This window comes from Bacillus sp. GW823-FHT06A11, from assembly GCF_058795355.1.
In genome coordinates this window covers 834,629-847,462 of sequence record NZ_JBXAHS010000001.1, presented here as the reverse complement: position 1 = coordinate 847,462, position 12,834 = coordinate 834,629, and the positions used below count along the sequence as shown (strand labels likewise).

At 33.2% G+C, this 12,834-nt stretch carries 15 protein-coding genes; 8 read left to right on the top strand and 7 right to left on the bottom strand.

What is annotated here, in order from left to right:
- Position 1 precedes the first annotated feature (1 nt).
- Positions 2–613 (top strand): flagellar motor switch protein FliG, encoded by a 612-nt coding sequence (locus AC1Q8L_RS04130; protein ID WP_000361351.1) that lies wholly within the window; start codon positions 2–4, stop codon positions 611–613.
- A 79-nt stretch (positions 614–692) separates the two neighbouring features.
- Here AC1Q8L_RS04130 and AC1Q8L_RS04125 read toward each other — a convergent pair whose 3' ends face one another.
- The 6 genes from AC1Q8L_RS04125 to AC1Q8L_RS04100 form a co-directional block, all read right to left on the bottom strand.
- Positions 693–1,418, bottom strand: coding sequence for a sulfite exporter TauE/SafE family protein (locus AC1Q8L_RS04125; RefSeq protein WP_000402526.1), 726 nt, complete (start codon positions 1,416–1,418; stop codon positions 693–695).
- Positions 1,419–1,524: 106 nt separating this feature from the next.
- Positions 1,525–2,745 (bottom strand): MFS transporter, encoded by a 1,221-nt coding sequence (locus AC1Q8L_RS04120; protein ID WP_000791674.1) that lies wholly within the window; start codon positions 2,743–2,745, stop codon positions 1,525–1,527.
- 19 nt (positions 2,746–2,764) lie between these two features.
- Complete coding sequence (locus AC1Q8L_RS04115) at positions 2,765–3,214, bottom strand: ArsR/SmtB family transcription factor (RefSeq protein ID WP_000459089.1); 450 nt, start codon at positions 3,212–3,214, stop codon at positions 2,765–2,767.
- Between the two features lie 128 nt (positions 3,215–3,342).
- On the bottom strand, positions 3,343–4,557 hold the full coding sequence (locus tag AC1Q8L_RS04110) for an MFS transporter (protein ID WP_086387228.1): 1,215 nt from the start codon (positions 4,555–4,557) through the stop codon (positions 3,343–3,345).
- A 7-nt stretch (positions 4,558–4,564) separates the two neighbouring features.
- Entirely contained in the window at positions 4,565–5,032 is a 468-nt protein-coding gene (locus AC1Q8L_RS04105; RefSeq protein WP_086387229.1) for a VOC family protein, read from the bottom strand.
- 167 nt (positions 5,033–5,199) lie between these two features.
- Entirely contained in the window at positions 5,200–5,319 is a 120-nt protein-coding gene (locus tag AC1Q8L_RS04100; RefSeq protein WP_000120179.1) for a YjcZ family sporulation protein, read from the bottom strand.
- A gap of 233 nt (positions 5,320–5,552) precedes the next feature.
- Here AC1Q8L_RS04100 and AC1Q8L_RS04095 point away from each other — a divergent pair, with 233 nt between their 5' ends.
- The gene (locus tag AC1Q8L_RS04095) at positions 5,553–5,771 is read left to right on the top strand and encodes an aspartyl-phosphate phosphatase Spo0E family protein (protein WP_000291691.1); all 219 of its coding nucleotides are present in this window, start codon (positions 5,553–5,555) and stop codon (positions 5,769–5,771) included.
- Between the two features lie 53 nt (positions 5,772–5,824).
- Positions 5,825–6,013 carry an RNA chaperone Hfq gene (gene hfq, locus AC1Q8L_RS04090; RefSeq protein ID WP_000400665.1) on the top strand — a complete coding sequence of 63 codons (189 nt, stop codon included), beginning with the start codon at positions 5,825–5,827 and terminating at the stop codon, positions 6,011–6,013.
- A 27-nt stretch (positions 6,014–6,040) separates the two neighbouring features.
- On the opposite strand, the gene AC1Q8L_RS04085 is transcribed toward hfq, so the two are convergent.
- Positions 6,041–6,643 (bottom strand): HD domain-containing protein, encoded by a 603-nt coding sequence (locus tag AC1Q8L_RS04085; protein ID WP_000400761.1) that lies wholly within the window; start codon positions 6,641–6,643, stop codon positions 6,041–6,043.
- 172 nt (positions 6,644–6,815) lie between these two features.
- On the opposite strand from AC1Q8L_RS04085, the gene AC1Q8L_RS04080 reads away from it, so the two are divergent.
- The 5 genes from AC1Q8L_RS04080 to AC1Q8L_RS04060 all read left to right on the top strand — a co-directional run bounded on the left by AC1Q8L_RS04080 (position 6,816) and on the right by AC1Q8L_RS04060 (position 12,824).
- A complete protein-coding gene (locus AC1Q8L_RS04080; RefSeq protein ID WP_000504186.1) occupies positions 6,816–7,649 on the top strand; it encodes a flagellar motor protein MotP in 834 nt (277 codons plus the stop codon).
- 19 nt (positions 7,650–7,668) lie between these two features.
- Entirely contained in the window at positions 7,669–8,346 is a 678-nt protein-coding gene (locus AC1Q8L_RS04075; protein WP_000033628.1) for an OmpA family protein, read from the top strand.
- A gap of 150 nt (positions 8,347–8,496) precedes the next feature.
- Positions 8,497–8,865 (top strand): response regulator, encoded by a 369-nt coding sequence (locus tag AC1Q8L_RS04070; RefSeq protein ID WP_000940569.1) that lies wholly within the window; start codon positions 8,497–8,499, stop codon positions 8,863–8,865.
- A gap of 129 nt (positions 8,866–8,994) precedes the next feature.
- Positions 8,995–11,013: a chemotaxis protein CheA gene (locus tag AC1Q8L_RS04065; RefSeq protein WP_001192623.1), complete on the top strand. Its 2,019-nt coding sequence runs from the start codon at positions 8,995–8,997 to the stop codon at positions 11,011–11,013.
- Between the two features lie 173 nt (positions 11,014–11,186).
- A complete protein-coding gene (locus tag AC1Q8L_RS04060; RefSeq protein ID WP_001115016.1) occupies positions 11,187–12,824 on the top strand; it encodes a flagellar motor switch protein in 1,638 nt (545 codons plus the stop codon).
- The last annotated feature ends 10 nt before the right edge of the window (positions 12,825–12,834 follow it).

The following is a 12,834-nucleotide window of genomic DNA, read 5'->3' as shown; positions in this document are numbered from 1 at the left end:
TATGGATAAAAGATTATTATCGATGTTAAATGAGCTCCAATATTCAGAGGAAGAAATTACACGTTTAGAGAAAGAAGCAAATGAGTCTATCGATATAGATAAGTATTATGTGAAAAACGGGGAGTTATTGAAGAAATTAACGGTGCAAATGTTGGAAGAATCAGTTCGGAAAGAGTTGCAAGAAGGAGAGGAAATACAATGTGAAATATTAGTGGAAGAAGGAAGTCTTGTAAATTCTAAAGTTATACCTAATATATTAACCACAGGTGCTACATTTTATTATTACATTGTTTTAACTAATACAAGGTTACAAATTATAGCGTTAGATTGTTATTTTAAAAAGTTAAATGAATACAGTGTATTAGTAAACTCAATTCAAGCAGTTTCGCAACATAAAAAAATGAAAAATGTATATGGAATTAAAATAAATAACAATTATATACAATTAGGAAGTAAAGAGTATAATCAAGAATTAACAGTTTTAATTGGAAAGCTAAAACAATGTGGAGTGAAAGAAGAGAGATATAAAGATTTCGAAAAAAGTTGGATGATTTTTTTCAATGTGTTTGTAATAGCGATAGCTGGGCTTCTAGTTTTAAAATATTTAATGTGAAAATAAAAAGCGGCATAATAGCCGCTTTTTATCGTTTGGTTAGTATTTTATTTATGATTTTGTATTTTGAAAAACTTACTTATAATAAATGCAAACTTTCAATAAGAAGATACATACCCGTGCAACTTAAAAGGATGTACGTAAATATTTTGAAAATTCTTTGATTAAGCCATTTGAAAATAATTTGCCCTATATACAAACCTAGAAATACGATTGGAATAGCGTAAAAACTTGATTCCCAAATTGTTTTGTTTGTGCCAGTAAAGAGTATTTGAGTTAGTAGGCTAATGAAATATATAAATAGATAAAAAGCTAAAGTAGTTGCTCTCAATTTCTCTTTTTTCGTATCAGTTCCTGTAAAGTAAAGTAACAGGGGTGGTCCTGGCATACCGATACTTGTCGTTAAAAGACCGGATAATCCGCCCACTAAGAAATCTCTAGATTTTGTTGATTTAATCTTAAAGTTGCATATTAGCATCAACGTTAATAGTAAAAGCAGGATGCTAATTGCTAATTTAAAAGTGTTGATGTTAATGGAAGTGAAAATGAAAATGCCAAAAGGAACACCAACTATACTTCCGAAAATTAATCTTTTCAGTAGTATAAAATCAATATCTATTCTTATTTTCCAAATGAGTGATATGGAAATAATTAATGATAAAATGATATTTATTTGTATAGCTTCTTGTGGTAGAAATAACATGAGTAAGAAAGGTGTTGCCATAATAGAAAAGCCAAAACCTGTACTTGTTTGTAAAATAGAAGCTACTAATATAATACATATGAAAATGAATATAATTTCCAAAATAGCACCCCTACATAATCAAATTTAATAAATATTTTAACATAAAGTGAAACTTTAATCAGTGGGAGGCTTACTGCACGGCAAATAGCGGCTTTTTATGTGGCATTTAATATTCTAATGATGATCCTGTAGTTTTAAAGTATTTTTCTCGTGAAGGAGTCATTACCCGGATTGCTAATAAACAGGAAAGGAAAAGAATGAGTAACGAGCTACTTATTACAGTAAATTGAACGGAAAGAAATTGTGCGGATGCCCCAATTGCTAAAACGAAAAAGATTTGGATGAAATTTTTTATGGAATCAAACACGCTATCGATACGTCCTATCATATATATAGGGATGTTATTTTGATAAAATGTTATAAAGCCAGTACCAGCAAATGATGAAGAAATACCAAGTAAAATGAAACCACCTGCTGCGACTATAAATGAATTTGAAAAGGCGAAAATTACATAGCCTATTGCTGTGAAAATCATACCTAATCCGATACAATGTTGAATTGGTAATCGTTTGGCAAAGAGAGAGACGAGAAATGAACCGGAAACGTAAGCAGCGCCAGTTATACTAACAAGCATACTGTATTCTATATCGGTTAAAAACAGTACTTGCCTCGTAAAAACAACTTCTTGTGAATCGAGTGCCATAGAAACAAGCATAGTCGCTTGAAATAAAACGAATATGAGAATAATGTACGTTTCTGTTCGAGCGAACGAAAAAACTTGTTTCCAATCACTTCGTAATGTTTGTACAAAAGTATTTGCAACTTCTTCGTTTTGCTTTGTTTGTAATGTAATGTTTGGCAAGAAGTAAATGAGAATGGTAGAAAGTAGAAATGAAAGTGAGTTGCAGTAAATAACAAAGGCTGCTGAGTATGTGGTGAGAAGTATTCCAGCAAGAGCTGGACCGATAATAAAAGCCCCGTTTGTACATAGGCTATTCCATGCATTAAATTGAGCGCGCTCTTCAGCTCGTATGAGCATTGTTTTATAAGTAAATGAAGCTGGATCAAAAAATGATGTAGCGATGCGAGTTAAAAAGATGAACATATAAATGGCCCAAATAGAATCAAATAATGGAATACAGCCAATGAGAGCTGCTCGAATTATATCTGTGATGAGCATAATGGACCGTTTGTTTAATCGATCTACTATACTACCAGACCATATTTTTGTAACAACAGTGGCGATTGGACCAACAATCCATAATCCTGCTACAGCAGCAGGTGAGTTTGTGCTATTTAACACCATTAAGTTTAGAGCGATGAGATACATAAAATCACCTAAACGAGAAATTCCTGTTCCCGACAATAATAATAATTTATTTTTCATGAATAAATGGCCCTTTCTTTCATTGTTTTTTAATCCTGCAGGAAATAGCGTATTCCTCTTCAGAGTTTGATTGACGAGCGGTTTTGTTTTCCCAGCGTAATAAAACTTGTGTAATCTCCCAAGTAAGCTGTTGTAATTCCTCTGGAGTTAAAAATAAATGAGATACAATATGACTACCTGTATTCGTTCCTTCTGTGCCGCTTTCTTCAATATAGAAATGAGCAGCTTTTGCTTTATAATATTTTTCAATAATCCCTCGTTTTTCCTTCGTTTCTACTAATTCAAGCAACCCTCCATCATATAAAATTTGAACGTGATAATGTACGCTTCCAGCAGATTTATTTAGTTTAGTAGCAACTTGTTTTGCAGTAAGTGCTTCATCTTTTAAAAGGTGAAGAATTTGAATGCGAGTTGCATTGGAAATGAGCTTCTGCTGCTCAGCTGAAATAGTAAGTCTATCGTCAAACATTATGGCACCCCTTTTCTTATAATCTAAATTTATTGTACATTCTAAAAAATTAGAACATAAGGAAAATAAATCGTCTTTTTCCTCTGTATTTCGACATAAATAAAAATAGCATGTTTATAAACATGCTATTAAGTAGAAGGAGATTCTTCATTAAATTCCCCGCGATAAAATAAAAACAGCCATATAAAACTTACAAAAATACAACATATAGCTAATAAACTGCCAATCATTTGAGGAGAAAAAATTTCTAACAGCCCTCCTGTAAAAAACATCGATAACTGAATAAGAGATCCGTAAATAGAATAATGGAATGAAAAAACTTTACCTATCATATTTTCGTGTGTGTAAGTTTGAAGTAATGTCGTATCAAGTGGAACCATGATTCCTCCTGCTATACGCATACAGAATAAAGTAATGATACCGATAATAAGTTGATCGGATAGAATGAATCCGAGAAAGAAAATTCCTTGTAATAAGTAGGCCCAACCGAATACTTTTTTCATTTTTTCTTTATTATGGGATATATAAAGATTAACGAGAAGGCTTCCTATCATAAGCCCAGCCCCTTGAACCGTATATAAAATCCCAATGTTCGTATGGAAAATTTTTTCGGCATAGATCGTTAGAAGTAGTTGATAAGCGCCTCCAATAATCCCCCATGAAATGCCGACAAGAATTAATGTTAAAATGATTTTTGTTTGTAATATGTATGTATAACCACCTTTTATATCAGTGAAAAATGCTTTGTTCTTGTTACAAGTATCATGAGCAGGAATACTCATATTATAAATAAAATAGGCTGAAAGAAAGTATGATAGGCTATTTACTAAAAAAGCGAACTCAATATGTAAAGATTGTGCAATTACTCCGCCCAAAGAAGCCCCCATAATAGACATAAAACCAGTAATTGTACTAGAAAGAGAGTTAGCAGTTACGAAATGATTTTGGTGTACGATATTTTTTAGGGTTGCTTGTTTAGCCAGTTCAAATAAACAAGCAAGTACAGATAAACATATATTAGCAATGAAAATAATCTCAATTTTATAGCCTGCGAGTAAGTATGTAAGGACTAGAATTCCCCGTGTAATATCGGTAAAAATCATAATATTCTTTTTAGAGAAACGATCTACAATTCCGCCTATGAATGGACTAAGAAGAAGCTGTGGTAAACTTTTACTTATAAAAGTAAGTGCGATCATAAACGGCGATTCCGTTATGCTGTAGACAAATGTTAATAAAGCTACCGTATGGAACCAATCCCCAAGTACACTTAATGTTTGCCCATAAAATAGTTTATTGAAGTTTTTATTTGTTTTAAGAAGTGTGGAATAAGAAACCGACATAAATAGATTACTCCTTATGTAATGACGATGTTTGAATTTGTTCTTTCCACTCACTTAAATACAATTTTTCCGCTGTAGGAAGTCCAACAGGTAATTGTGCAATCAATTCTAAACTATTTCCATCAGGGTCGTTAAAGTATACGGCTGCATGTGCTAATTCCGGAAAAACAATCGGTTCAATTGGTTCCATTCCAAAGTCTTTTCGTGCTGAAATTCCTTTTTGATTTAGCCAATGAATCGCATTTTCTAAATCATGTAAACTTACTTGAAAGGCGATATGTCGTAAAGAGGGGTGATAATTCACTTTGTATTCTGTGCCTTCCCAAAGGCCGAGGCAACTCTCATTTTCTTTAATCCAAAAGAAAGCAATATTATCTCCTCTTTTATATAATTTTAGCCCTAGTGATTCATAAAAAGGTATTGATACTTTTAAGTTGCGGACAGGTAAATGTGCTTCGTAAAGACCTCTAATCATTGTAATCCCCCTTAGTAAAAATGTTTCTTATTCCATAGTAAACAATATGTTGCTAGTTGAAATCGCAAATAAGAGGGATATAAATTCATACGAAAGTATGAAAAAAACAGCTCAAATATGAGCTGTTTTTCTATAGTTTTTAGTTCATTTGTCAAGGATAGGATATATTAATATCCGTATCCGCCGCCACCCCAACAGCTACATCCGATGATGATTAGAAGGATGAATAGTACGATAAGCAAAGCAAATCCACCGCCGAAACCAGCGCAACTTCCACCATAACTCATATGTTTTCCTCCTTTTTAGTAAGTTAATCTATATGGTTCATGGACTACTATATACAGTATGTTTTTTGTATAGAAAACGAGCCAGTCTCATTTATAATTAGACAAATGCCTGTAGATTCATTAGGATTGTATGTTAGTGATTTGTAAATAAACCTTTACATGATTTGTAATTTAGGCATAGAAAAATAAAAAGTTGTAAAAAAAACCATTTTTTTATTTTTTTATGAGAGAATATGTACTATAATTTTACAAGTAATATTATGGGAAAAGGGAGTTTTAGTATAGAGATGGAGATGGGACAATTACAAAATAAAATAGAAAACAAAAAGAAAGAATTAATTCAACTTGTTGCGAGACACGGATTGGATCATGATAAAGTTTTGTTATTTAGTCGTGATTTAGATATACTAATTAATAAGTTTATGAATATAAAAGACAAAGTGCATAAATAAAAAATTTATAGTTTTTTATATTAAGATGTTTCACAGGAAGGAGAGGACAGTAATTGGAACATTTACAGGAAGAATTGTATAAACAAATAAAAGAAGAAAAAGGTACAGTTACAATTTTCTTAAAGAGTGGCGTTAGAATAGTAGGAGAAGTTGTTGGAGTAGATAAATTTACAGTTTTAATTTTAGTGGATGGAAAACAACAGCTTATTTATAAGCAGGCTATATCAACAATAATGAAATAAGACACTCTTGTTGAGTGTCTTATTTCATTATTGCTTGCATGCCTCAACATCAATGCCGGCAGCAATTAACTTCTTTTCTCCATCTTGTTCAATAATTTTTTGTAATTTAGATAGGAAAGAATCAAAGTTTGTATGCTTTGCTACTTGGAATGTCATTTTATGTTCAATTGGTAGCCACGTATCAATATCAGCTTCGTTATGCTGGATTTTCACCTCAATTTTATCGAGTGCATTAGCAACTTTTGCTTCGTAAGTTTCTTTTGCTTCAAACTCCATCCATAAGTCATATAATTCCTCACCGAGAGAACCTTTTAACGTTTGTTTAATATTTAAAATAGCTTCTAGTTCATTTTTTTGTTTTTGTAGCTGTAATTCGTGACTATTCATCGTATCAAATGCAGGGATATCACCAGCTTCGGCTTCGACTAGGTCGTGAATAATAACCATTTTAAGTAATTTCTCAATATTTACTTTTTGATCCAAATAAGGTTCAACTAAAATGGCCATTAGAGACATACGCCATGTATGTTCGGCAACACTTTCTTGACGTCCGTTGGAAAGCCAGCTATGTCGCATTTCATATTTTAGTTTTTCTGCTAATGCAATGACTTGTAAAATGTTGTGTTCCATCGTGAGCCTCCTCATGTTTTTATACCATAATTCTAATATAGAAATGAAATGTGTCAATTTCATGAGTATATTGCGATAAACAGATGATAAGCGTATAATACATGTTATATGTGAAAACGTATTATTAAAATAAAAAAATGTTATATGAAAATGGAAAGGAAAGGGCAGAAATATGGGAGAAAAAAATCAAGTATTAGCTAGACCACAAAGAAGAAAAAGGAAGTTTGATATTTCTAGCCCAGTGGGCATTATAGTAGGTTTCATCATAGTGATAGCGGCGATTATGCTTGGCGGCGGTGGAATAAAAGCTTTCAAAAACTTTTTAGATATTTCATCTATTTTAATTGTCATAGGGGGAACAACAGCGACAATTGTTGTGGCATATCGATTTGGAGAAATAAAAAAATATACGAAAAGTATTTTCACTGTTTTACATAGAAGAGAAGAAGATTTAGAACAGTTAACGGATTTGTTTGTTGATTTTTCAAAAAAGTCTAAAAAGAACGGCTTGCTTTCTTTAGAGGTTGATGGAGAGCAAGTAGACAATCCTTTTATTCAAAAAGGAATTCGATTAATGTTAAGCGGTTACGATGAAGATGAATTAAAAGAAGTGTTATTGAAAGATATTGAAACGGAAGTGTATGAGTTAAGAAAAGGAGCGGCATTATTAGATAAAATTGGTGATTTTGCTCCAGCTTGGGGAATGATTGGTACGTTAATCGGTCTTATCATTATGCTCCAAAACTTACAAGATACATCGCAAATTGGTACAGGGATGGCAGTTGCGATGTTAACGACATTATATGGGTCTGTACTTGCGAATATGATTGCAATCCCTCTGTCGGAAAAAGTATACCGTGGTATTGAAGATTTATATACAGAGAAGAAGTTTGTAATAGAAGCAATTTCAGAATTGTATCGTGGACAAATCCCTTCTAAATTAAAGTTGAAACTGGATACATACGTATACGAAACAAAGGTAAAAAAGGTAAAAGGAGCAGCCTAATATTTCAAGGAGTGGTATGATGAGTAAAGGACCGCAAAAGGGATCGCCTCGTTGGATGACGACTTTTACAGATTTAACGATGTTATTATTAACTTTCTTCGTATTACTAGTTGCTACATCAAAGCAAGATGCAGTAAAATTGTCAAAGATGCTTGAAAATTTTAGTGATACGGGGCAAGTAGATGCAAAAGTAATGGAAAATACAATACCAGATATTTCACATGAAAAAAATGATGAAAAAATGATCTCAAAAAAGAGAATGGATGAATTATATAAGAAGTTGAAAGCGTATGTAGATAATAACGGTATTAGTCAAGTGAATGTATATCGAGAGGATACAGGGGTAAGCGTCGTTATAGTAGATAATTTAATATTTGATACAGGCGATGCGAACGTTAAGCCCGAAGCGAAAGGGATAATAAGTCAATTAGTTGGATTTTTTCAATCCGTACCTAACCCAATTGTTGTAGAGGGACATACAGATAGTAGACCTATTCATAACGAGAAATTCCCTTCTAATTGGGAGTTATCTTCAGCACGAGCGGCAAATATGATTCACCATTTAATTGAAGTGTATAATGTGGATGATAAAAGGCTAGCTGCGGTAGGATATGCAGACACAAAGCCAATTGTACCAAATGATTCACCGCAAAACTGGGAAAAAAACCGTCGCGTTGTTATTTATATAAAAGAGTAGTATATTATTATTTTAATAATAAAATAATAAAAATACGAAAATTCTTTTAAAAAAATATTAAATTTTATCATTTTATTTTGTATAATGAGTGAGAATGATAAGGTGAAATATTAAGATATATTTATACATAGAAGGAGAGAATTAAAAAGAATGGCACATAAAATTTTAGTAGTAGACGATGCGATGTTTATGCGAACGATGATTAAAAACTTATTAAAAAGTAATGATGAATTTGAAGTTATCGGCGAAGCAGAGAATGGGGTAGAAGCAATTCAAAAGTATAAAGAACTTCAACCTGATATTGTAACATTAGATATTACTATGCCAGAAATGGACGGGCTTGAAGCATTAAAAGAAATTATTAAAATTGATTCAAGTGCAAAGGTTGTTATTTGTTCTGCAATGGGACAACAAGGTATGGTATTAGATGCAATTAAGGGCGGGGCAAAAGACTTTATTGTAAAGCCATTCCAAGCGGATCGTGTAATTGAAGCTTTAACAAAAGTAGCAAATAGTTAATATAGAAGGGGTGCCACAAGGAATCAAAACAGTGATAGCGGATCGACGTGTGGCCCCCTTTTTTCTCATTATAAAACACTAAATTGTTATACATAAATGAAATGTTTGTTAGACAGGTAGGGGATAAAAATGCAAACAGATCTATTAAATATATTTTTCGAAGAGTCAGAAGAACATTTACAGTCGCTAAATGAAAATGTGCTAGTGTTAGAGCAAAATCCTGCTGATATGGATGTTGTAGGAGAAATATTCCGCTCCGCTCATACATTCAAAGGTATGTCTGCGAGTATGGAATTTACAGAGATGGCTGATTTAACGCATAAGATGGAAAATGTGTTAGATGAAATTCGTCATGGAAATATAGTTGTAAATGCGGATATTATTGATGTGATTTTTGAGTGCATTGATAATTTGGAGAAGATGGTTGCAGATGTGCAACAAGGTGGAATGGGCAATATTGATGTAGTCTCAACTAAACAGAAATTAGAAGCATTATTGAACGGCAATGTAGAAACTCCTACGGAACATATAGAGCAAAATCATATAGACAACGATGATGCAGTTTCACATGAAGTGCATATAACAGTTGAACAGCAAGCAATTTTAAAAGCAGTACGTGCCATTATGTGTATTGAAGCATTGCAGAATGTAGGGAATATACAAAAAACAGCTCCGAGTATTGAAGAAATTGAAGCAGATGCTTTCGGATTTGAATTTACGGTATTTATGGATACTGATTGTAGTATAGAAGAATTGAAACAAGTAGTACTTCATGTTTCTGAAATTGAGAAAGTGGAAGTAAAGCAAGGAGAACCTATATCGAGGGAAGTAGCTTCTAAAAAAGTTGTTACACAAGAAGTTGTGCAAGTAGAAGAAATGCTACAACCAGCTGTGGCTACGCAGGTAGAATCACCGATAGTGGCAACGAATCAACCTACAAGTGCTATGCCAGCTAAAAGTACTACAAAAACGAAAAATGCTAAAGTGGAGAATCGTTCAATTCGTGTTCAATTAGAGAAAATCGAAAGATTAATGAATATGTTTGAAGAAAGTGTAATTGAACGTGGGCGCATTGATGAATTGGCTGAAACGATTCAAAACAAGGAGTTAATTGAACATTTAAATCGATTAGGCGATATTTCAAAAGATATTCAAAACGTACTATTAAATATGCGTATGGTGCCGATTGAAACTGTGTTCAATCGTTTCCCACGTATGGTACGTATGTTAGCGAAAGATTTAGGGAAAAAAATCGATTTACAAATTACAGGTGAAGATACTGAAGTAGATAAAATTGTTATTGATGAAATCGGTGATCCGCTCGTTCATTTAATTCGAAATGCAATCGATCATGGTGTTGAAACTGTTGAAAAACGACGTGATGCAGGTAAAAATGAGACAGGTACTATTAAATTAGAAGCCTTTCATAGTGGAAATCATGTCGTTATTCAAATTACGGATGATGGAAACGGTATTAATAAAGGGAAAGTATTAGAAAAAGCGATTAAAAATGGCGTTGTAACTGAAGCAGATGCAAATAGATTAACAGATCGTGAAGTGTTTGATCTTATTTTCCAACCAGGATTTAGTACAGCTGAAGTTGTATCAGATCTTTCTGGACGCGGTGTCGGATTAGATGTTGTAAAACATACGATTCATAGTTTAGGTGGACATTTAATCATTGATTCTGAGGAAGGAAAGGGAAGTACATTTAGAATTGAACTTCCGTTAACGTTGTCTATTATTCAATCTATGCTTGTTCAAACGAATGATAAGCGCTATGCTTTACCTCTTGGAAATATCGTTGAAGCAATTCGAATTAAGAGAGAAGACATCCAATCCTTACAAGGAAAAGATGTGTTAAATTATCGTAATCAAATTATTGAAGTGAAACATTTAAGTACTGTATTTGGTGAAAAAACAGTAGATGAGGCGTTTGCGTCATATGATGGTCAAATGGTTCCTGTGTTAATTGTTCGTAATACACATCGCAGCTATGGACTTATTGTAAACACAATTATCGGTCAAAGAGAAATAGTCTTAAAGTCATTAGGTGACTTCTTTGCAGAGAGTTCTAACTATTTCTCTGGTGCGACGATTCTCGGTGATGGACGAGTGGTCCTCATTTTAAACCCAGAAGGTTTATAATAGGAATGAAGGAAAGCTCCCCACTTGTATACAATTGGGGAGCTTTTTGGCTAATCGTTACTAATCTAATAATGGGAATACATACATATTAACGTTTTATATAATAAGTTTGCTAAAATCAAATGAGAGTTTATATTATTTGATAGAAAAACAGAAATGAGGAGGCAGGGAAAATGCCTGAGCAACACACAAAAGGGGATACGAGCACGATTGTGCTAGAAAAAGAAAATGAGCATTTAACGCCTCAAGAATGCGATATTCTTGGCGAAATTGCAAATATATCATTTGGTTCAGCTTCGACTGTATTATCAACGATTTTAAATAGGCAAGTAAGCATTACTGCTCCTCGCATAGAGTTGGTAGATTTATATGATTCAAGAGATGTCGAAGTTCCACATGTTGTATTAAACATTCATTTTACAAAAGGATTAGATATGGAAAACCTTCTTGTTCTTAAACAAGATGTTGCATTGTCCATTGCTGATTTAATGATGATGGGAACAGGTGAAGTGGAGGATGGAAAAGAACTTGGTGAATTAGAACTAAGTGCTGTACAAGAAGCGATGAATCAAATGATGGGATTCGCAGCTACATCTATGTCGGAATTCTTCCAAGATACAGTAGATATGTCTCCGCCGACGATTAATGTTGTAAAGTTATCAGAAGAAATGGAGAAAATCTCTGAAATCGATGGGAATCATACGATTGTTAAAGTGTCGTTTGATTTAAAGATAGATAATCTTGTAAACTCTAAACTTGTACAAATTGTTTCAGTTGAGCATGCGAAACAAATGGTAAATAAATTAATGCAATTATCTGGTGGAGTAGAAGAAAAAGACGAGCCAGCAGAAGTAGTGGAAACTGAGATTGTAGAAGAAGTTGAAAAAGAGCATTTAACACAAGAAGAGAAAGATGTGCTTGGTGAAATTGCAAATATTTCAATTGGTTCCGCTTCAACAGTATTGTCAACGCTTTTAAATCAGCCAGTTACAATTAGTACACCAAATGTGGAAGCAATCAATGTTCGTCATTATGATGGAGTACCAGTGCCATTTGTTATTTTAAATGTTGACTTTGTTGAAGGGCTAAAGAATGAGAATGTATTCGTATTTACGAAAGATGTCGCCTTAACAATGGTAGATTTAATGATGATGGGAACAGGGGAAGTTGATCCGGAAAAAGAGCTTACTGAATTAGAACTGAGCGGTATTAAAGAAATTATGAACCAAATGATGGGTCACGCTGCTACGGCGATGTCAGAAATGTTCCAAGAAAAAATGGACATGACGCCGCCAAATGTTAAATTTGTAACGTTAAAAGAAGAAATGGAGTATTTGGGAGAATCAATGGAAGTGGACGAACTCGTTCAAATTACGTTCAATCTTGAAATTGGTGATCTGCTTCAATCGAAAATGTATCAAATTTTGCCAATTTCTGAAGCGAAAGAAATGGTAAGGCGACTTCTGTATCCAATGGTGGAAGAAGAAGAGATTGCCACAGAAGAAATTGAAGAAGAAAAAATTGTAGAACCAGTTGTGCAACCTATTGAATTTAAAGAAGTAAAACAAATGGAACCAGTATATATGGACACGTCCATTCTACAAAATGTAGAAATGAACGTGAAATTTGTATTTGGAAGTACAGTGAAAACGATTCAAGATATATTAAGTTTACAAGAAAATGAAGCAGTTGTACTAGATGAGGATATTGATGAACCAATTCGTATTTATGTAAATGATGTATTAGTGGCGTATGGTGAACTTGTAAATGTAGATGGATTTTTCGGAGTAAAAGTGACGAAATCACTATAAGGCATTGAAA

Coding starts and splice junctions, on each gene's coding strand:
- AC1Q8L_RS04130 (WP_000361351.1), top strand. CDS start 2: ATGGATAAAAGATTATTATCGATGTTAAATGAGCTCCAATATTCAGAG.
- AC1Q8L_RS04120 (WP_000791674.1), bottom strand. CDS start 2,745: ATGAAAAATAAATTATTATTATTGTCGGGAACAGGAATTTCTCGTTTA.
- AC1Q8L_RS04115 (WP_000459089.1), bottom strand. CDS start 3,214: ATGTTTGACGATAGACTTACTATTTCAGCTGAGCAGCAGAAGCTCATT.
- AC1Q8L_RS04110 (WP_086387228.1), bottom strand. CDS start 4,557: ATGTCGGTTTCTTATTCCACACTTCTTAAAACAAATAAAAACTTCAAT.
- AC1Q8L_RS04105 (WP_086387229.1), bottom strand. CDS start 5,032: ATGATTAGAGGTCTTTACGAAGCACATTTACCTGTCCGCAACTTAAAA.
- AC1Q8L_RS04100 (WP_000120179.1), bottom strand. CDS start 5,319: ATGAGTTATGGTGGAAGTTGCGCTGGTTTCGGCGGTGGATTTGCTTTG.
- AC1Q8L_RS04095 (WP_000291691.1), top strand. CDS start 5,553: ATGTACTATAATTTTACAAGTAATATTATGGGAAAAGGGAGTTTTAGT.
- AC1Q8L_RS04085 (WP_000400761.1), bottom strand. CDS start 6,643: ATGGAACACAACATTTTACAAGTCATTGCATTAGCAGAAAAACTAAAA.
- AC1Q8L_RS04080 (WP_000504186.1), top strand. CDS start 6,816: ATGGGAGAAAAAAATCAAGTATTAGCTAGACCACAAAGAAGAAAAAGG.
- AC1Q8L_RS04075 (WP_000033628.1), top strand. CDS start 7,669: ATGAGTAAAGGACCGCAAAAGGGATCGCCTCGTTGGATGACGACTTTT.
- AC1Q8L_RS04070 (WP_000940569.1), top strand. CDS start 8,497: ATGGCACATAAAATTTTAGTAGTAGACGATGCGATGTTTATGCGAACG.
- AC1Q8L_RS04065 (WP_001192623.1), top strand. CDS start 8,995: ATGCAAACAGATCTATTAAATATATTTTTCGAAGAGTCAGAAGAACAT.
- AC1Q8L_RS04060 (WP_001115016.1), top strand. CDS start 11,187: ATGCCTGAGCAACACACAAAAGGGGATACGAGCACGATTGTGCTAGAA.